17 protein-coding genes are annotated in these 20641 nt (G+C 37.4%); 11 read left to right on the plus strand and 6 right to left on the minus strand.

Annotation, left to right across the window (positions count from 1 at the left end; all coding sequences use genetic code 11):
• Positions 1 to 12: 12 nt before the first annotated feature.
• A complete protein-coding gene (groL, locus tag DS745_RS10325) occupies positions 13 to 1644 on the plus strand; it encodes a chaperonin GroEL (protein ID WP_129078180.1) in 1632 nt (543 codons plus the stop codon).
• A gap of 441 nt (positions 1645 to 2085) precedes the next feature.
• Here groL and DS745_RS10330 read toward each other — a convergent pair whose 3' ends face one another.
• Positions 2086 to 4377, minus strand: a complete 2292-nt coding sequence (locus tag DS745_RS10330; RefSeq protein ID WP_129078181.1) for a glycoside hydrolase family 65 protein — start codon at positions 4375 to 4377, stop codon at positions 2086 to 2088.
• 402 nt (positions 4378 to 4779) lie between these two features.
• Between DS745_RS10330 and DS745_RS10335 the strand changes: the two genes are divergently transcribed.
• From DS745_RS10335 to betA, 6 genes are all read left to right on the plus strand, one after another.
• On the plus strand, positions 4780 to 5037 hold the full coding sequence (locus tag DS745_RS10335) for a sulfurtransferase TusA family protein (protein ID WP_241657781.1): 258 nt from the start codon (positions 4780 to 4782) through the stop codon (positions 5035 to 5037).
• A gap of 1 nt (position 5038) precedes the next feature.
• Positions 5039 to 5401 carry a DsrE family protein gene (locus DS745_RS10340; RefSeq protein ID WP_129078182.1) on the plus strand — a complete coding sequence of 121 codons (363 nt, stop codon included), beginning with the start codon at positions 5039 to 5041 and terminating at the stop codon, positions 5399 to 5401.
• Positions 5402 to 5420: 19 nt separating this feature from the next.
• Complete coding sequence (locus DS745_RS10345; protein ID WP_129078183.1) at positions 5421 to 6137, plus strand: sulfurtransferase TusA family protein; 717 nt, start codon at positions 5421 to 5423, stop codon at positions 6135 to 6137.
• Positions 6138 to 6168: 31 nt separating this feature from the next.
• Complete coding sequence (locus DS745_RS10350) at positions 6169 to 7353, plus strand: cobalamin-independent methionine synthase II family protein (RefSeq protein ID WP_129078184.1); 1185 nt, start codon at positions 6169 to 6171, stop codon at positions 7351 to 7353.
• Between the two features lie 4 nt (positions 7354 to 7357).
• Entirely contained in the window at positions 7358 to 7798 is a 441-nt protein-coding gene (locus tag DS745_RS10355) for an OsmC family protein (RefSeq protein ID WP_129078185.1), read from the plus strand.
• A gap of 466 nt (positions 7799 to 8264) precedes the next feature.
• The gene (gene betA / locus DS745_RS10360) at positions 8265 to 9950 is read left to right on the plus strand and encodes a choline dehydrogenase (RefSeq protein ID WP_129078186.1); all 1686 of its coding nucleotides are present in this window, start codon (positions 8265 to 8267) and stop codon (positions 9948 to 9950) included.
• A gap of 219 nt (positions 9951 to 10169) precedes the next feature.
• On the opposite strand, the gene DS745_RS10365 is transcribed toward betA, so the two are convergent.
• A complete protein-coding gene (locus DS745_RS10365; RefSeq protein ID WP_129078187.1) occupies positions 10170 to 11396 on the minus strand; it encodes an ABC transporter permease in 1227 nt (408 codons plus the stop codon).
• The gene (locus DS745_RS10370; RefSeq protein ID WP_129078188.1) at positions 11389 to 12315 is read right to left on the minus strand and encodes an ABC transporter ATP-binding protein; all 927 of its coding nucleotides are present in this window, start codon (positions 12313 to 12315) and stop codon (positions 11389 to 11391) included. The genes DS745_RS10365 and DS745_RS10370 overlap by 8 nt, the downstream gene beginning before the upstream one ends.
• 389 nt (positions 12316 to 12704) lie before the next feature.
• On the opposite strand from DS745_RS10370, the gene DS745_RS10375 reads away from it, so the two are divergent.
• The 3 genes from DS745_RS10375 (at position 12705) to DS745_RS10385 (ending at position 15396) form a co-directional block, all read left to right on the plus strand.
• Positions 12705 to 13538: an alpha/beta fold hydrolase gene (locus DS745_RS10375; RefSeq protein WP_241657782.1), complete on the plus strand. Its 834-nt coding sequence runs from the start codon at positions 12705 to 12707 to the stop codon at positions 13536 to 13538.
• Positions 13539 to 14105: 567 nt separating this feature from the next.
• A complete protein-coding gene (locus DS745_RS10380; RefSeq protein ID WP_241657783.1) occupies positions 14106 to 14633 on the plus strand; it encodes an RNA polymerase sigma factor in 528 nt (175 codons plus the stop codon).
• Positions 14620 to 15396 carry a hypothetical protein gene (locus tag DS745_RS10385; protein ID WP_129078191.1) on the plus strand — a complete coding sequence of 259 codons (777 nt, stop codon included), beginning with the start codon at positions 14620 to 14622 and terminating at the stop codon, positions 15394 to 15396. Before DS745_RS10380 ends, DS745_RS10385 begins: the two co-directional genes overlap by 14 nt.
• A gap of 255 nt (positions 15397 to 15651) precedes the next feature.
• Here the strand turns inward: DS745_RS10385 and DS745_RS10390 are convergent, their stop codons facing one another.
• A complete protein-coding gene (locus DS745_RS10390) occupies positions 15652 to 16524 on the minus strand; it encodes a glycine betaine ABC transporter substrate-binding protein (protein WP_129078192.1) in 873 nt (290 codons plus the stop codon).
• A 155-nt stretch (positions 16525 to 16679) separates the two neighbouring features.
• A complete protein-coding gene (gene cudC, locus DS745_RS10395; RefSeq protein WP_129078193.1) occupies positions 16680 to 17231 on the minus strand; it encodes a choline uptake/conversion transcriptional regulator CudC in 552 nt (183 codons plus the stop codon).
• A 251-nt stretch (positions 17232 to 17482) separates the two neighbouring features.
• On the opposite strand from cudC, the gene betB reads away from it, so the two are divergent.
• A complete protein-coding gene (gene betB / locus DS745_RS10400) occupies positions 17483 to 18970 on the plus strand; it encodes a betaine-aldehyde dehydrogenase (protein ID WP_129078194.1) in 1488 nt (495 codons plus the stop codon).
• Between the two features lie 155 nt (positions 18971 to 19125).
• Here betB and DS745_RS10405 read toward each other — a convergent pair whose 3' ends face one another.
• Positions 19126 to 20442, minus strand: a complete 1317-nt coding sequence (locus DS745_RS10405; RefSeq protein WP_161568232.1) for a stalk domain-containing protein — start codon at positions 20440 to 20442, stop codon at positions 19126 to 19128.
• Positions 20443 to 20641: the final 199 nt, after the last annotated feature.

Below are 20641 nucleotides of genomic sequence, written 5' to 3' on the forward strand. Positions count from 1 at the left end.
GTAGAGTAGAAAATGGCAAAAGAAATTAAATTTAGCGAAGACGCACGTCGCTCGATGCTACGTGGTGTAGACGCTTTAGCGAATGCTGTAAAAGTTACATTAGGACCTAAGGGGCGTAATGTTGTATTAGAAAAGAAATATGGTTCACCACTTATTACAAATGATGGTGTAACAATTGCAAAAGAAATCGAATTAGAAGATGCTTTTGAAAACATGGGAGCAAAATTAGTTGCTGAAGTTGCAAGCAAAACGAATGATATTGCTGGTGACGGTACAACTACTGCGACTGTATTAGCGCAAGCAATGATCCGTGAAGGATTAAAGAACGTAACTAGTGGAGCAAACCCAATGGTTCTTCGTAAAGGTATCGAGAAAGCTACGGCTCGTGCAGTACAAGAGCTTCAAGCAATCTCTAAACCAATCGAGAGCAAAGCTTCAATTGCACAAGTTGCTGCAATTTCTGCTGCTGACGAAGAAGTAGGACAATTAATTGCTGAAGCAATGGAGCGCGTTGGTAACGACGGCGTTATCACTATTGAAGAGTCAAAAGGTTTTACAACTGAATTAGAAGTTGTAGAAGGTATGCAATTCGATCGTGGATATGCTTCTCCATACATGGTAACTGATTCAGATAAAATGGAAGCAGTTCTTGACAACCCATACGTTCTTATCACAGATAAGAAAATTGCTAGCATTCAAGAAATCTTACCAGTACTTGAGCAAGTTGTTCAACAAGGTAAGCCAATCCTATTAATTGCTGAAGATGTTGAAGGTGAAGCATTAGCAACTCTAGTTGTTAACAAACTTCGCGGAACATTCACAGCTGTTGCTGTTAAGGCTCCTGGCTTCGGTGACCGTCGTAAAGCTATGCTTGAAGACATCGCTACATTAACTGGTGGTGAAGTAATCACTGAAGATTTAGGTCTTGACCTTAAATCTACAAATATTACACAATTAGGTCGCGCTTCTAAAATTGTTGTTACGAAAGAACATACAACAATCGTTGAAGGTGCTGGTGCGTCTGATAAGATCGCAGCTCGCGTTAACCAAATTCGTGCTCAATTAGAAGAAACAACTTCTGAGTTTGATAAAGAAAAACTTCAAGAGCGTCTTGCTAAATTAGCTGGTGGAGTAGCAGTAGTTAAAGTCGGTGCTGCAACTGAAACTGAGTTAAAAGAGAAGAAGCTTCGCATTGAAGATGCTCTTAACTCAACTCGTGCAGCTGTTGAAGAAGGTATCGTAGCTGGTGGTGGTACAGCACTAGTTAATGTTATCGCAGCAGTAAGAAGCATCGAAGCTGAAGGCGACGAGCAAACAGGTGTAAACCTAGTATTACGTGCTCTTGAAGAGCCAGTTCGTCAAATCGCTCACAACGCTGGTCTTGAAGGTTCAGTAATCGTTGAGCGCTTAAAGAACGAAGAAGCAGGTATTGGTTTCAACGCAGCTACTGGTCAATGGGTAAACATGATCGAAGCTGGTATCGTTGACCCAACTAAAGTAACTCGTTCTGCACTTCAAAACGCAGCATCTGTTTCAGCTATGTTCTTAACAACTGAAGCAGTAATCGCTGATAAGCCAGAAGAAAACGCTGGCGGCGGAATGCCTGACATGGCTGGCATGGGCGGTATGGGCGGCATGATGTAATCTGCCCCTTAAACCCTTGGTATACAAGGATCCGTTGGTAAAGTGCTAACATTTTGCTAACAAAAAATAGGAAGCTTCTCATAAGTTCATTGAACTTTTGAGAGGCTTCTTTTTTCATTTCTTGGGTAACATGTAGATAGACATTTTTCGTTATTTGGTCATCCATATGGCCAAGTCGGTCCATGATTTGTTCGAGTGAGACACTTTTCTGAACCCCAAATGGTTTCTAAGGATAATGAGAACACTAAGAGAATATTCCTCATAAAAATCACCTCCTGTAAAAACATAATAAACACTGTTCATTGGCAATCTAGAAGACATTCTTCACTCAAGAGGCTTGTTCTTCTACATCCGTCAATGTACAGAGTCCTTCCTTTTTCTTGTTAAAAGTCCCGATTTTTACCTCTTTTTAAAAATCTCATGTAAATCGACTTTCCGTCCTTAGGTAAGAAGTGGTACATGAAATGATTGATTTGGGCTTAACTTTACTATTTGGTCATAAACTCTTACAGCAACATGGTCTCCTTTGTTAAGAGTAAGGGTGATTTGGTCCACGTGAATTTTTATATGTATAACCTGTTCAATGTATTTTATATTGAACTCGTATCCTGACCAATTTACAGGAAGCGACGGAGCAAGAGAAATGCCTTCTTCTTTTAGACGCAAACCAGCAAATCCAAATACGATTGCCATCCAGGTTCCTCCCATATTTGCCATATGAAGTCCGTCTTTCGTATTACCATGTGTATTGTCTAGGTCAAGACGAGCTGTTTCAATAAAATACCTATAGGCTTTATCTGCGTAACCAATCTTTGCTGCCATAATACTAAATACTGCGTAAGAAAGGGATGAGTCATGCGTTGTAACCTTCTCATAATAATCGTACGATCTTTGAATCGTGTCAAAATGTTGCTCATCCTCTAACAAGAAATGAGCAAGGACAGTATCAGCTTGTTTACAAACTTGATAACGATAAAGAGTTAGAGGGTGGTAGTGTAACAACAGAGGGTACTTTTCCCTAGGTGTATTTTCAAAATCCCAGATTGCTTTATGTAAAAATGTATCGTCCTGGGGATTAATTCCAAGTTTTTCATCATAGGGGAGATACATATCATCAGCAATCTTCTTCCATTCTAAAACCTCTTCATTTGTAACTTGTAAACGTTGTTTAAGTTCATGGAAGGTATCTTGACTCTGCTTACTTAATAAATCATAGGCCTTAAAAGCCCAACTAAGATTATGCTTTGCCATAACGTTTGTATAGTAGTTATTATTAACAAGGCAAGTATACTCATCAGGTCCTGTAACCTCATCAATTTTGAAAGCTCCTTGATCATAGTGTCCTGTATCGATCCACAAACGAGCGGTTTCAATTAATAATTCTGCACCGTATTTTTTTAGAAAATCGAAATCATTTGTGGCTAGATAATATTGAATAAAACTGTAAGCAATGTCAGCACTTATATGATATTGTGCCGTACCTGCTGGAAAGAACGGAGAGCACTCTGTGCCTGCTATTGTTCTCCACGGGAAAAGCGCTCCTTTTGAATGTCCCATCTCTCTAGCACGAGCTCTTGCCCCGTCTAATATGTAATAACGATATAGTAATAAATTTTTTGCAATCTCAGGATGGGTCATAATAAATACAGGATTTAGGTAGATTTCAGTATCCCAAAAATAATGTCCTTCATATCCTTCACCAGACAAACCTTTTGCAGCTATATTACTCTTTTGATCCCTACCAGCTGACTGTAAAAGATGATAAAGGTTAAAGCGAATTCCTTCTTGAACATGGTCATCTCCATGAATTTGAACATCAGCTGTACTCCAAAAATTATCTAGATACTGTTTTTGTTGTTCCATTAAGGAAATTACATTTTCTTCAATTATCCCATTATGAATTTTCAGTCCGGCTTGAAAAAGATCATTTTCATGCCGAAGAGTATCAGTGTACACGTTATATTTCGTTAATTGTACAGGCTTGCATAAATCAAAGGTATATACTACTTCTATAGACTTTTCTCTAGTATGTATCTTTTCCTTGTAGTCTGTATTTAAATGGTGAGAAGTAAGGCAAGATGAACTTAAATTAGACTCCATGGTTTTTACTTCAATATAGCTATAGATATCTTTTTGTTTAACCTGTTCAACAGTAAGTCGCTTTGCATGTCCAGCAGATACTCTAGGATCTTTAGGATTCGTATAATTTGCTACATCGCCATTAATAATAGAACCCAGCTCAACCTTTCCTGTAAAGTTAACCGGTTCAATTTGAATATCAATAACAAATAATTCTTTAATAGCAAAGGAAACAAATCTTCTAAAAAGAAGTTTAATTTCTTTTCCTTTTGGTGTAAGAAAATGTACTTTTCTTTCGGTAAACCCTCTATCTAGATGAAGCATGCGTTCATAAGATAAAATCTCTCCGTCAAATAAAGAAAAGAGTTCTCGGTCATCACCTTCACCTAAATAAATATAAATAGTTTGGGAGTCAATAATATTTAAAAGCTTTTGTTGAGTCTCAGGGAATGCATATAATTTTTCCCCGTATGTAATTTTTGTCACATCATGAAACGCATTAATATATGTACCCCGAACAGAGCTCATGTCATCTCCGTAGCCCTCCTCAAAATTTCCTCTTACACCTAAGTATCCATTTCCAATTGAAAATAAACTTTCTATATTCAATAATTCAATGTTTGTTAAATCATTTCTAGTGATAGTCCAGGTCATACTCCCACTCCTTCTAAAGGGTTAAATGAAATTAAGTTACTCAGTAATAAATTATCCAATGTTTACAAATGTTATTATATAGAAAACTATTATCAACCAATCTATATTTTTTAAAAGATATCTTTACAAAGGCGAAGAGACAAGTTTTCTCTTCGCCTTAAATTGTTGTAATTTCACCCTCGATTTTCTGGGAAAAGTCCAAATCATTTCTTACTTATATTACTGTTTTTAGGATAGGGTAAAGTTCCTTGTCCCCTCCCAAGTAAACTAGTGTCAATTTTGTGTCTTATTATTATAGTTATTTACTCCACTCTTTTTATAACTTAATATTATAGGTATAATTAAATTAAGTTATAAATAGTAATAAATTGGAATAATAATAGTTTAGCTTCTTTATGAGGGGTGAGAAAAATTCAGCAACAGGTAAAGGTAGACTATGTTTATGATGCAGGGCCAGCTAGTTGTGGAGAGCTTATTATGAACATCTTTTTGAAGATGAAGGGCCTACATAAAGGAGAAATCATGGAAGTGATTTCCTACGACTTAGGGGCAGTGGAAGATGTTCCGGCCTGGTGCCGCATGCAAGGACACACATTGCTTCACACTGAAGCAAAAGGCGTAATCCAAACACATTTTTATATTCAAAAGGAGAGAGATTAACATGACAAACAAATTTCTAGTAAGTTTAACAAACGGGAAAAATGATACAGACAGAGCAACAGTAGCATTTGTCGTCGCTAACGCAGCAGTAGCCTCGGGGAAGGAAGTAGTTGTATTTTTAAATATTGATGGCGCTTACTTATCTGATAAAGGTTATGCCGACGATATCCATGAAGGTGGTTTTGCTCCATTAAAAGGTTTGATGGACCAGTTTGTTGAAGCAGGTGGACTAATTTGGGTATGCAGCCCATGTCATAAGAAGCGTGAACTAAGTGAGGACAACTTGATTGAAGGAGCAACCATCGTTGGTGGTGCAAAAGTAGTGGAGTTCCTATCCGAAGGTGCGGCATCTATTACATACTAAAATAAAGGAGCAGTTTAATATGTCTCAATTTTTTGCTCATGGTATGTGTGATGGAGGAGACCTGGATTGCGGTTCGGGACTTCTCTTAATAATTAAAAAAGCAATGGACCCATTAGAGCCAGGTGAGATACTGGAGGTTCGCAGCCGAGAACGAACAGTGGCGGACGATCTTCCAGCCTGGTGCAGGATGGTCAAACATGAGTTTTTAGGATCAGAATTAGGAGAGAACTGGACGAGTTATTTTGTACAAAAAGGTGGCAAGACCGAGACCTTGGAGAAGGACTTAGAAGCGGCTAAAGGCTATCGATGGGTAGTACGAACAAGCAACGGTAACGGATTGACAGCAAAAGTCCATTCTCGCAATCACAGCTTTATTGCTGGACAACCTGCAGAATTTAGCGTAAAGGTAGAGGCACCAAGTGCTGTAGACTATCTATTAGCTTCCCTATCCTCTTGCCTTTTGGTAGGGTTTAAATCCCACGGTTCACGGCGAAATATTGTAATTGACCATATGGAACTGACTTTAAAAGGGAAACTGGATAATGTTTTATACCATATGGACCTAGATGATGTTGGAAGTCCTCGTATCATTGAGGTTCACGGCAGTTTTTATATAACTTCCCCAAATGAGGAAAGTGAATTAATGAAAGTTTGGGAAAAAACGTTAGAACGTTCTCCTATCTATCAAACGTTAAAAAATACAGTAGATATTCAATTAAAGTTTTCTATAGTATAAGATTTTCATCAAATAATAAGGTGTGATCTTCATGACTTTACCATTAATCCCAACAACGGTGGTGGGAAGTTGGCCGCGTTCTAAGGCTGTACTAAATGGCTTACGAGAAAAACGTGCTGGCCGATTGACAGAAGAGGAGTTTCATAGAATTGCAGACATAGCTGTTATCGAATGCATAAAGCTTCAAGAAGAGGCGGGTGTGGACCTCATTACCGATGGGGAACAACGTCGTGACAACTTCATTTCCTTTGTTGCTGACAAAATTGAAAATGTGAAAATGCTCTCAGTTGCTGATCTTCTTGAATATGTGGAGGATAAAGCGAGTTTTGAAGAAATACTTGGAACGTTAGACGTTCCTGCATATTCCTTAACAAACCCTGCTGCAGCTGGAAAGATTAGTCGCAAAAAGCCGATCGCATTGGATGAATATTTATTTGCCAAGCAGCATACAGACAAGGCAGTAAAAGTAGCCATTCCTGGACCTTATTTATTAACACGGTCTATGTGGGTAGAAGGTCTATCTGTGGCAACGTATCCAACGAAGGAAGATCTTGCTGAAGATATTGTGGCAGTGTTACGGGAAGAGATCGAAGAATTAATTGCCGCAGGTGTGCCGTTCATTCAATTAGATGAACCGGTTCTGACAGAACTTGTATTTACGCAGAAAAATGCAAATCGTACGTTTATGTGCGGTGCATTAACAGCAAAGGCTGATGCAGAGGAAGAACTTGCTTTTGCCATGGAACTTATTAATAAAGTGACGGACGGTATGCTCAACAAAGGCTCGAAAATCGGTCTTCATATTTGCCGCGGGAACTGGAGCACCCAAGAAGATACGCTGCTTCGTGGACCGTATTATCCATTGATGCCATACTTAGCAAAACTCAATGTGAACCAGCTAGTTCTAGAATATGCAACCCCTCGGGCTGGTGAACTTCATGCATTAGAAGTCTTTAAAGATAGAGACATGGAAATTGGTCTAGGGGTTGTGAATCCACGCATTCCTGAGGTGGAAAGGGTAGAGGAAATCATTGCTCGTGTGAAGGAAGCAGCTAAGTATATTCCTTTGGAGCGTTTGTTCCTAAATCCGGATTGCGGTTTCGGTACTTTCGCCCAACGCCCAATGAACACCCCAGAAATTTCGGTCGAAAAATTGAAAAATATAAAGAAAGCAGCAGAGGTTTTACGTACCGAACTGCAAACCCAGGAGGTTTAAAATAATGTCAACGCAGCTAACAGTGAACATCACAGGTGTAGGTGAAGGTATGAAAACGGAAGTAAAGGCGAAACAATTCGATTTCATCATAGATGAGCCACCTAGTTTCGGTGGTAAAGACGAAGGTCCAGACCCATTGTCTGTATTATTAGGTTCGTTAATTTCGTGTAAAAACGTTTTGATTAACCTTGTAGCAAAAGAAATGGGCTTCCAATTAGCGGGGGTAGCCTATGAAGCTGACGGAAACTTAGATTTGCGTGGATTAATGGGTGATCCATCAGTACGTACTTATTTTGAAACAGTCTCCTTGAAAGTGGTAGTGGATACGGAGGAACCAGAGGAGAGGTTAGCTGAACTTCAAGAGAAGGCGGAAGCCCGCTGCCCAGTATTTCAAACGTTATCAGCAGCAGGAGTCGAGCTTAACACCGAGTGGCTGAAGAAGTAATATTATAAGCAATTAAACTTGCCTGATAGGGGAAGCTTCCCACAAGTTCATTGAACTTGTGGGAAGCTTCTTTTTTACTTTCCAGTTACACGAGAGGGAAAAATATGTAAAAAAATGTTAGAGTTATAGACTTCGGTTTACAAATATGATTTGTTGTGTTAAATTTAAAATATTAAGAACGTTAAATAAAAATTTAACAAAGTTAATCAAAGGAATATATCGTTGATTGAGTAGTGGAATGGATGAGGAAATTCTCAAAGAATGAAGAATCATCAAACGGATTTTTCAGGGTATGGGAGTATAGTTGGGCTTTTCCATGAGTTAGGTAAAGAAGTACATAACCTTATCCTACTGGGTTTAGGTAAATAAACTATCAAACTATAACTAGTTTAAATAATTGAAGATGGAATTTAATGTGTTTACTTGTTTACTTATTAAATTCCAAACAACCAAGGAGGACATGAAGATGAAGAAATCATATGACTTTGTTATCATTGGCGGAGGTAGTGCAGGTTCTGTACTTGGGGACCGTCTAAGTGCAGATGGAACTCGTAGTGTTCTAGTTTTAGAGGCAGGAAGAAAAGATTTTTCATGGGATCTCTTAATTCAAATGCCAGCAGCTTTGCCGTTTCCAGCAGGGAAATCGCTCTATGACTGGAGATATGAAACCGACCCAGAACCTTTTATGAATGGACGCCGAATTAAGCATGCCCGTGGAAAAGTGCTCGGAGGTTCGGGCTCTATTAACGGCATGATTTATCAACGTGGGAATCCATTAGACTATGAACGTTGGGGAGCCGATCCAGGTATGGAAACGTGGGATTTTGCGCACTGTCTTCCTTATTTTAAGAAGATGGAAAATGCGCTAGCTGCAGACCCAGATGATGAATATCGTGGCCAAAATGGTCCTCTTAAGCTAGAACGTGGGCCAGCTACTAATCCTTTATTCCAAGCCTTCTTTGACGCAGCTGTCGAGGCTGGCTATTCTCGAACTCCGGATGTGAACGGTTATCGACAAGAAGGTTTCGGTCCGTTTGATAAACACGTATACAAGGGGCAACGGTTCTCACCATCACGAGCATATCTGCACCCAGCTATGGGACGTGAGAATTTAACTGTGGAGACTCGTGCTTTCGTTACAAGTATTGATTTCAATGGGACCAGAGCGGAAGGTGTGACATATCGAAGAAACGGGAAAACCCACCAAGTCAATGCAGGTGAGGTAATACTCGCTGGTGGTGCTATTAACACGCCGCAGCTACTCCAACTGTCGGGTGTGGGTAATGCAGACCACTTACGTTCACTTGGTATCAAGCCAGTAGTTGATCTTCCAGGTGTAGGTGAAAACCTTCAAGATCATCTTGAAATCTACATCCAACACGCTTGTCCGTTACCGGTTTCCGAACAGCCTAATTTAAATAAAGCAAAGATGCCTTGGATTGGTTTACAATGGCTACTTGGACGTACAGGTCCAGCTGCGACGAACCACTTTGAAGGTGGCGGATTCGTTCGTTCGAATGAAGAAGTTGCTTATCCGAACCTGATGTTCCATTTTCTTCCGGTAGCGGTTCGTTACGATGGACAAAAAGCAAAGACAGCCCATGGGTTCCAGGTTCACGTCGGGCCTATGTACTCTGATGCACGTGGGAGTTTGAAAATTCGTTCGACTGATCCAACTGAGCACCCGAGTATGGTCTTTAACTACCTATCTACTGAACAAGACCGTCGGGAGTGGATTGAAGCGGTAAAAGTTTCACGAGAGATCCTATCTCAGCCAGCTATGGCACCATACAATTCGGGAGAAATCTCACCAGGTCCTTCTGTTCGTACAGACGAGGAGATCTTAGAATGGGTGAAGAACGATGCTGAGACCGCACTTCATCCGAGTTGTACGGCAAAGATGGGGCCGGCTTCAGATCCAATGGCTGTTGTAGATCCGCTAACGATGAAAGTTCACGGCCTTGATAATGTCCGAGTAGTCGATGCGTCTGCCATGCCTTATGTCACTAACGGCAATATCCACGCACCAGTGTTGATGTTAGCGGAAAAGGCGTCTGACATCATCCTTGGGCTGAAACCGCTCGAGCCACTTCATCTAGACTTCTATCGTCATGAAGTGCAGTCGGCAAGGGCAGTTACAATAAAAAGTTAGCTTTCTATATGAAGGTCTCTTCCAAAAATGATTGCATTTTATCGAAGAGGACCTTCTTTTTTATAGTAGTTGATTATAGTTTCTGAAATCTAATAACCTTTGACATAGCGTTTACAATTCAGGGGAGTCTCTTAATTCGAGCGGTTTATTATTCTAGATGAAAAAGTTTTGAAATGTAAATTAGATAAAGGGCATCGCTAGCAATGACCTTTAATAAGCTTATGCACGTAACCATTTCATAATTTCTTTTGGAGAAGCATTCTTGCCATACATTAATATTCCTACTTTAAATATCTTGCCGGCTAGTTTCATAAATAACCAAGCACTAATAGCTAAAATAGCTAAAGCAATGATAATTTCGACCCAAGGCCATTCTTCCAATAATGAAAGGCGAAGAATGAGCACTCCTGGTGTTGTGAATGGTATATAGGTGCCTATTTGTGCCATAAGTCCACTTGGGTCACCAAATACTGGTCCAATAAATATAAATGGAGCAAATGGTAGCATCATAATTAGACCTTGAAAGTTACCAGCGGTACTAATGTCTGACATCGTAGCACCGACTCCTACGAATAGTGCAGCAAAGAGTAAATAACCTAATAATGCAATAATTATTAGTATCGCTAGTTCTGGAACAAATAAATACTCCATGAATGGTATATCGATTCGCCAACTAAGAACTGGAAGTACTAAAACAATAGAAACGATGGTCTGAATGATGCCTAATGCAAAATATCCAATTATTTTTCCTTGCATTAATTCGCCAGGTGTTAATGATGATAGGATAATTTCAGCAATTTTATTTTTCTTTTCATCAGATGCGCTTTGGAAAATCGCCATTCCAGTAAAAACAATTGAAAGCATAATGAATCCAGCAAAGGCCCCTGGTACCATTCGTTCTAGCTCTTTTGCTGTCATGCCACCACTAGATTCATTAGATGAGGATTCTTCAGATGTTGGCTCAATGAAGGTAATACCTTTAGTAATCAGTGCTAGTTCTTCCGTGGACACACCCAATTTCTCTATTTGCAGAGCTTGGATTGGTGTTGCTAATAGTTGAACTTGATTAACAAAAAATGAATTTATCTCATCACTCATATAAACAGGAACTATTCCTTCATTCAGTGCTCGTTCATCAATGAAAAGATATGCCGTATTTTCGCTTTCTTTTAATTCATTTTCTACCTCTGACTCGCTAATATCTGATGGTTCTAAAATCCAATTAAACTCACTACGATCAACCATTGCCTCTAATTCTGTATAAACATTTAGCTGATCATTAACCATTACTTTCGTAGATGTTGCTTCTTCTTTGTCACTAAAAAGACTGGGTACTACCATAAATAATATAAAAATCAGGGGTGTTATAAATAGGCCAATTAGAAAGGACTTATTCTTAATATTACGTTTAATTTCCCACTTAGCTACTTTAATGGTGTTACGCATTTAATTCACCTACTCTCTCCATTCCACTTTTACCTGTCGCAATATCAATGAATATTTCATGTAAGGTAATTCGATCAATGTTTAATTCATTTATAATTAACTGTTCAGGTAGATGTTTTATCCATGTGGCTGGGTTCACATTATTAGTTAAGTATAAGATCGATGTATTCCCATCTTGTTCCACTCGCTGTACTTCTGGGAGTCGCTCTAAAGTACTTTTTTCATTTTTTCCTCGGATGGTACATTTGAAATTGGCATATTCCGTTTTAACTTCATCCATCGTTCCATAGATAACTTTTTGCCCTTTGTTTATCATGAATAAGCGATCTGCTAACTCTTCTACTATATTCATTTGATGAGAGGATAATAGAATAGCGGTTCCTTTCTTGGCTAATTTACGTATTTCCTCTTTAAAGATATTTTGACTAACTGGGTCAAGGCCTGAGAATGGCTCATCCAGAATAAGGAATTCAGGTTCATGGATAATTGAAGCTACAAATTGTACTTTTTGCCCCATCCCTTTTGAAAGCTCTTCAACGGATACGTTTTCTTTTCCTTCTAGATCAAATTTTTTCAAGTAATCTAGTGCTCGTTCTTTTGCTTTCTTAAGTGGATAATCTTTGAGTTCTGCAAGGTACAATAAAATGTCCATTATTTTTACATTTTTGTATAAACCACGCTCTTCAGGCAAGTAGCCAATTTTGTTTCGTGGGATATCAAGGTGGTTGTGAAATGTAATGGAACCCTCATCCGGATACATAATTCCCATAATATTACGTATTGTAGTTGATTTTCCAGCACCATTAGGGCCTAGTATTGCCATGATTTCTCCTTTCCTAACTTCAAAGGAAATGTTTTGAAGAACCCTTACTTCTTTAAATGACTTGCCCAAATTTTCCACGGTTAACATTGTTTCCATCCAAGCACTCAACCTTTCTAATTCTTTAGTTAAAGTACAATCTACCTTTTTTTACGTAATATTGTGAAAAAGGTTTCAACATCGGGTTATAAAATAGCTCGACGCTCCCTGTTGGAATTTCTACTTCGTAGTAGACTTTATACTGTGTAGCAAGTAATTAACCCAACTACTCATAGATTGAAATTGTTAAACAATTCTTTTCACACAAAATTTGTTATTTTCTGGTATTATTTTTTTATGAGGAATCATTAGTTCGTGAAGGTTTTCACTTAAACTATCAGGCGATACTTGAAAAAATAAAATGACAATAATGAAAAATTTCAATTGAATTAATTTGTTGCAGTTAGGTTTTACTTACAAAATATCATTTTTATATGGGGGGGAAAAATTTGGGTAAAGTTAGGCAGGACTTTGTTCAAGTTAAAGGCAGGAGGATATTTATAAATATAGTAGGTGAGGGAGAAGTTATTATTTTCCTTCATGGTGGTCCTGGTAGTAATCATAAATTCTTTCTCCCCCATGTGCTACCATTATCCGAGAATTTCAAACTAGTTTTATATGATCAAAGTGGTTGTGGTAAGTCCGATCACTTAGTAAATAACGACTATTCAATGGAGGATGAAGTGGAAACTCTAGAGATGCTTAGGCAAAAGCTTAAGTTAGATAAGCTAAACTTATTTGGTGAATCTTGGGGTACAATACTTGCATTACTTTATGCCACCACGCATCCTGACAAGGTAAATAAATTATTTTTAACGGCAGCAATTGGAATTAGTTCCAATGGTTACAAACAATTCCCAAAAGAGCTATTAAAAAGAATGACGATACTAGATAAAATTAAACTTTTCATAGTCGATAAAAAAATGAAAAAAGGTAAAGCAAGTATGAAAGAAATGTTGAAAGTAATAGATCCTTATTATGTATATTCGTGCGATAATTTACAAAAGAAAGATCAGACACCTATTAATAGTGTAGTAAACAATCGCATAGGTACTGATATTAGCAATAATTATGATTTAATTCCTAAGGTACACGCGTTATCAAATATTCCTATCATTGTCGCACAAGGAAGCGATGATATTATAAAACCAACTAAAATAAAGGAGCTTCTTTTAGATTATATACCTCATGCTAGGTTAGTTGAAATTGAAAACAGTGGACACTGGACTGTTGTAGAGAAATCATCTGAACTAAATAGAATAGCAACAGAATTTTTTCAGTAATTTCACAGTTTAACTTTTTGAACTACCGAGTGCGTACTTACAGGATAAACAAAAATGGTTGATAGGATGCACCTTTTATATTTGTATATATGTTATCCAAGCAAATTGGTTTAGAACTTTCCTTGGAGCCACTGTGGGCTTGATTGGACTTGAAAGGCTGAAGCAATGATTTCGCTAGGCGAAATGTTTATCATACCAACTTCTCCAAAAAAAGTCCTATCGTTGTTTACATCTATAACCATAATTTCCTACTATATAAATCAGGAAGCAAGATAAATATAGGCTGTTTTAGTATCTATATTAACAGTAAAGTTGAGAAGCGTAGATTAAATTTAGCCAAATTATGCGTTGCTATATACAGCCAATGCATAACTTGGCTTTTTGTTTTCTAGAATTATACTCCAATTTATACATGGTTTAGTTGCCCACCAAAACATCAGGCTTGCCTCTTGCATTTTTATCATTAGTGTTTTTAATTTATATTTTTGAAAAACTGTAACTTTTGTAAAAGTAATTCGTCTTTAAAGAAACAAATTTTATAAAGTTAAGATGGGAGAGTTGAACATATTGGAAGAAGGATTAAAAAAAGAAAGATTACATGAATGGTACCATTTTTATAGTGAAGATATTTACCGATTTATCCTAATGATGTTAGGTGATGATGAACAGGCGAAAGACCTAACCCATGATACTTTTATTAAGGCATATAACAGTATGGACTTATTCAAGGGTGATGTAAACGATAAGAACTGGCTATATTTTATTGCAAGAAATATTACGATTGATTATATGCGTAAAAGAAAACCGATATTGTTTATGATCGATTCTTTTAGTGCGGTTATATCTAAAAATCATATTCCGGATAATATTGCCCTTTTAGGAGAAAGGGAAGAACAATTGTATTGTTCTTTAAGGAAGTTAAAACGTTCTTATAGAGAGTTGATTATCTTAAGAAAAATTAAAGAATTGTCAATTCGTGAAACAGCTGAAGTCTTAAATTGGAGCGAAGGAAAGGTAAAGGTTACGTTGCATCGGGCGTTGTTAGCTTTAAAAAATCAAATGGAAAAAGAGGGGTTCTATTATGAAACAATATAATGATAAAACAACTTATGAAGAGACGTTTAAACAATATAAAACTATTGATTTCCCTGACAAAAATAGAGTGTATTCAAGGATTTTAAAAACTATTGACGAGTCAAAAGACAAACAAAAATTCAATCATGTAATAAAACCTATAATCCCGACAGCAATGGCTGCTGTTCTATTAGTGTTTGTTGGTTATTTCCTAATAAATAATATTATTATAGGTGACAATCTTAATCAAAACTACGTACAAGAAGAATTTCCTAATACAGGAGAATACCAATCTCTTGAAAAGGAGTTGTCGGAAAAACTGGGAACCACTTTTCTTGTTCCTATCCACGAAAACCTTGAAATTGGAGTTGTTTTATATTTAGTTAATACTCACAAAACTCCTAGTGGAGAGATTACTGAAGAACCTTCAGGGGTCATCATTGCGTATGGATTAGAAGAAAACTTAAAAAAAGATAAGGAAGGTTTTTATCATGACCTAACCCAAATGGGAGAAATTCTTACTGCTACTTATTTAGAAGAAAAAGATGTACTGGTCAGTGTTTCAACTCTCGATTATACGGGGGTGGTATTTGACGAAATTATGGAAATAGGAGGAAAGAGTGTCCCTTACAGATATGTAAAAATGGGAAAACATGAAGAAATAAATTTTAAAGTACAAACTAGTGATATCGATTATGTTTTTATTCACAAGTTAGTTGAAGGAAATGAATTAGATGATACAATTTCTTTCATACAATCCTTTATAAAAAAGGTTGAGGGGTAGCTATTTTTCTGTGATACAAGAAATAAAGAGTATATGATGTAATCTTCATTAGGAAATTGTGAAGGATTGTACTTAAACTATCGTATTGCTTATATGTTGAAGAAGAAAAATGAAAAACCACAGATACATTTTACTGCACAGTACAACGATACTATCCAGTACAAAACTCTAATTCCAAATGGCTAGATTACGTTCGTGTGTGAATAGAAAAGAAGTTAGCCTCCCTATGAGAGACTAACTTCTTTATTTATGCATTTAATTTACCCATTCATTAATCAATTCTCGATTTTCTTCAATCCATTTTTTGGCGCCTTCAAGAGGGTCTTCGGCAGTTTCCACATAATCGATAAGCTCGCCAATTTGTTGGTCATTCATTTTCCAGTTCTTAAACCACTGGCTAACCTCTGGATAATCTTCTTCAAATCCATGCCTTGTAGCATGGTGAATTTTTTCAATTCCACCGAATGTGTTTTGCGGGTCCTCTAGGAACTTCAAATCATATCTAGAGAATACCCAGTGTGGACTCCAAAGTGGTACCACGATTGCTTCTTCTTTTCCTATGGCACTTGCAACTGCCCCTAACATTGCAGGTTCAGAGCTTGCTAGTAGATCAAACTCAAGCTGATAATCTTTTATTAGTTGTTCTGTAACTTCCATCGTACCTGCGCCAGGATCGAAACCGATAATTTTTCCATCAAACAACTCTTTATGTGCGTTTAAATGTTCGACACTATTAATCTCTTTTAAATAGGTGGGAACCACAAGTCCTACTTTGGCATTATCAAACCAAGTAGCTTCTGAGAAATTAACCGTATCTTGATATCTTTCTAGATAATTTGCATCTTGGACTGGTAACCATACCTCTAAACTAACATCTAACTCTCCACCATCTAAAGCTGACATTGTAACACCCATGTCTAATAAGTTTAATTGGACGCTATAACCTTTTTCTTCTAAAATTGCCTTCCACATATTTGTTACTGCAATATTTTCGGCCCATAATATTTGACCAATTGTTATTTCTTTTGTAGCTGTTTGTTCACTGTTCGTTTCCTGATTTGTGCTTCCACATGCTGTCAGTAAAGCAACCATTAGCAACGCAAAGATATAATTTTTCCATTTGTTCATGTAAAATCTCTCCTTTTGTTTGAAATATTTAAAACGTTAAATTAATTAAGAAAAAATTTAACGTAAGTACAACAATAAATGAAACTAGCTCTTATGAAATAGAGAAGTGAAGGGTTGTAGAGTCTATAGGCAATATATTGCCTATAGACTCGCTTCTATTCTTGAGAATCCTTAGGTATAAACTCAAATATCTTACCACTTCGGATACTTGTCACTAAGTCATCCAACCAGTGATAGTATGTCTTAGACTCTTCTAATTGATCGTAGTATTTTTTAGCCTCCGCCACAATTTCTGGCGTACTGGTGGAGTCTTTTATTACGTCGATGAAGTCTTCTTGTGCTTCCTCAATAGCTTCCATATTTGTTTTAACTTCTCGCTCCCACATCTGACAGTAAAACACCATAAATGAACGAAAGAAGTTTTTTTCAGCTACATAGGTGTGTTTCCTAGAACCGCGTGTGAATGTTTTCTTTACCATTTCTATTTCTTGGAGCTTACGTACACTCGTACTCATACTCGGTTTGCTCATTTCAAGCTCCGTTCGCATTTCATCAAGAGTCATTTGATCTTTAAAGTACATCGTTGCGTATAAATTTGCAGCAGCAGGTGTTACACCGTATAAGTCCATTGTCTCTGCAATCGCTCCAATGACTTTATCTTTTGCTTCTTCTATTTTACTTCTGGATCTTTCAGTGGATTCGCTCATAAGTTACTCCTTCAATAATAAGTTAAGCGCGTTAAAAATTTATTTAATCTTCTTTATAATTTTTACAGAATTCAGAATAAATGTCAAATAAAAAACTTTGTTTAAACTGATTATTAATTCCTGTGAACCTAGTGATATCAACATTTTGTGTTAAGTTTAAACTTTTTTTTATCTTTGACAGCCATAAAAAACCATGTTATCCTGTTCAAAAGATTAAATAAATTTTTAACAAACTTAATATATATATAAAAATGGAGTTGATAAATTTGAAGCTAAAACAACAGCAATACATTAACGGTAAATGGGTTGAGGCGATTTCTGGTAATAAGCGTGATATTATTAATCCGTTTAATCAAGAAGTTATTGCTACTGTTCCAGAAGGGGACGAAGTGGATGCAAGAGCAGCAATTGCTGCAGCAAGAGTAGCTTTTGATAACGGAGAATGGTCTTCTACTCCAGCAACAGAGCGAGGAGCTATTGTAAGGAAAATTGCTGAGTTAGTAGAACGAGATAATGAAGAACTTGCTAGATTAGAGTCATTAGATACTGGCAAAACAGTAGAAGAAAGCCGTGGAGATATGAATGATATCGCTGGGGTATTTCGCTATTATGCAGAACTTGCAGATAAAAGTGGTGGGGAACTGATTGCTTCTCCTGTGCCAAACTCTATTAGTAAAGTAGTTTACGAACCAGTTGGTGTTTGTGGTCAAATTACCCCGTGGAATTATCCATTGCTTCAAGCGTCTTGGAAACTAGCTCCAGCACTTGTGACTGGAAATACTTTAATCATGAAGCCAAGTGAAATCACACCACTTACTACTATTAAAATATTCGAACTAATGGAAGAGGCAGGTGTGCCTGCTGGCGTTGCTAACCTAGTACTTGGACCTGGTAACACAGTTGGTGCAGAGTTATCAAGTAGCATTGATGTGGACTTGATCTCCTTTACAGGTGGAATTTTTACTGGGAAGAAAATAATGCAAGCAGCAAGCAGTAATGTGAAGAAGCTTGCACTTGAACTTGGTGGAAAAAACCCTAACATTATCTTTGCTGATGCTGACTTTGAGACAGCGGTAGATCAAGCATTAAATGCGGTATTCTTCCATGCAGGACAAATTTGTTCCGCAGGTACAAGGCTAATAATAGAAGAAAATATTCACGACAAGTTCGTTCGAGCACTTGTCGAGCGAGTGAAAAAGATTAAGCTAGGAAGTGGATTTGACGAAACTACACAAATGGGCCCACTTATTTCAGCTGAGCACCTTTCGAAGGTAGAAAAGTATGTAGAAATGGGGATTACAGAAGGCGCTACACTAGCAGTTGGTGGTAGTCGACCAGAAGATCCAGAACTAAAAAACGGCTTCTTCTACCTACCTACTATTTTTACAGATTGCACAACAGATATGAGGATTGTTCAAGATGAGGCTTTTGGGCCTGTAATTACGGTTGAGAAATTCCGAACAGAAGAGGAAGCGCTGAAGCTTGCGAATGACTCTATTTACGGACTTGCTGGTGGGGTTTGGACGAACGATGTTGTCAAAGCTGAACGTTGTGTAGCCAAGATGCGCATGGGTACAGTTTGGATTAATGACTATAACGTTTACTTCCCTCACGCACCATGGGGTGGATTTAAGCAGTCTGGATTTGGACGTGAATTAGGAAGACTAGGTATCGAAGAATATACAGAAACAAAGCATATATTCCAAAACTTAAACCCTAAACCAATTAATTGGTTCTAGGCCGGACAGAGGGACAGGTACACTGTCTTAATTAATGGGACAAAAAGTCGTTGTATCCAGATGATGTAAGACGAGGGATCTGTCCCCTTGTCTTTCCTTTGTACCTTCTAGAGCATTAAACATCCCCTAGTCTGCACGACTAGGGGATGTCTTCTTTATTTATAAATTGTTACCGTTCTTGTTTGACCATTCCAATCTACTCTAGCTCCAATTTGTTCTGAGATGAAGCGAATTGGGACGAAGGTAACCCCGTTACGAATTATAGGTGCAACGTCAATGGTATGGTGTGCTTGTAAACCATTATATGTAACTGAGATAGCTGGGCTACCATCCCGAAGTGTTAGAACCTTTCCATCCATCTTAATTGTTATTACTCTAGTAGAAGAATTCCAATGCACATTGGCTCCTAGACTCTCACTAATAAACCTCAGTGGTACAAGTGTACGACCATTTGTTGTATACGGAGCCGCTGCTAAATTAACAGGTGAACCGTTCACTTGTGCAGTCGGATTATTAAGCTGCAAAATAATAGTAGGTGTTGTAGATAGCTCTAAGTAACTACTAGCTACAAAACCTGTTCTACCGTCGGTTAATTGAACTGAATACCAACCAAAGTGGTTTTTACTAAAAACATTAGATTCATAAGTAAAGCCATTTAGGATTTTTACTTTTTGATTTTTTTGTAGATTATCGATTTCGTTACTTGTGGTTGTTGGCCCCTGTCTTAATCTAACCTTGCTAGTAACTGTTGCGTAGTCACCTTTTTTAAGTAAATGTTTACTTCGTGTCAACTGACTATTGGTTGTTAAACTTCTTTTTGCAAACTTGATATTGTCACTGCTAGTAGAATCATATATGAAGTAACTACTATCAAAAGGCAAATCTCTTAATGTTAAGAAATTTTTGGTGTTTATTACTTTAAAGACTTTTTCTTGGTAGGCATCACGGTTTCTCTCACCAGTAGCTTGTACTATAGGGCTGTTTATTGGTTTTGTCCCGTTATACGCCATAACAGCGAAATACCAGTGTTCGATAAATTCTCTTTCATGGGCATTAACTTTTGGTAAATCGTTTCTTTTAAACATCGCATCTAGCATTCTAACACCTGTTTCAATGTTATACACAATATCATTTTTTAGCCTTTCTTGGTCATAAATTTGATAGAGTGTTATCTGCATTATGCCAATACCGCCATCAGCTGTAATTATTGGACTACCATCTGTGTTAAAGTGTCTCCAGTCACTGCTTTCTACTTCGGCAATACCCTTCACAACTTCAGGGGGAACATTGAAGTCAAGTGCTGTTTCTGTTAGCAAACAATTAACCATTTGATATGATGGATTTACTCCAGGCTGTTGTTTATACCCACATCTTTCTTCAACGGTACTTTTAGCAAAACCGGTAGTTGGTAGAAGGAATAGTCCAACAATAATAATTGGGATTAGTTTGTTTATTTTCAATAGCTGTTTCATCTTAACCTCCATTAAGCAATAAGTTTTTCACTAAGAATTTATTACTCTCTTTTATAGAAAAATAAGATTGTGTAAAGAGTGTAGTTAATACTTGGTACTCTATTAATTAGTATACTCTTTTCAAATAGAAGTTGATAGATTTAAACAAAATTTGGAAAGTATTGATTACTTGGAAGGTGGAAAATTGGTCACTCACTTG

This window comes from Anaerobacillus alkaliphilus (genome assembly GCF_004116265.1).
Classification (GTDB): domain Bacteria; phylum Bacillota; class Bacilli; order Bacillales; family Anaerobacillaceae; genus Anaerobacillus; species Anaerobacillus alkaliphilus.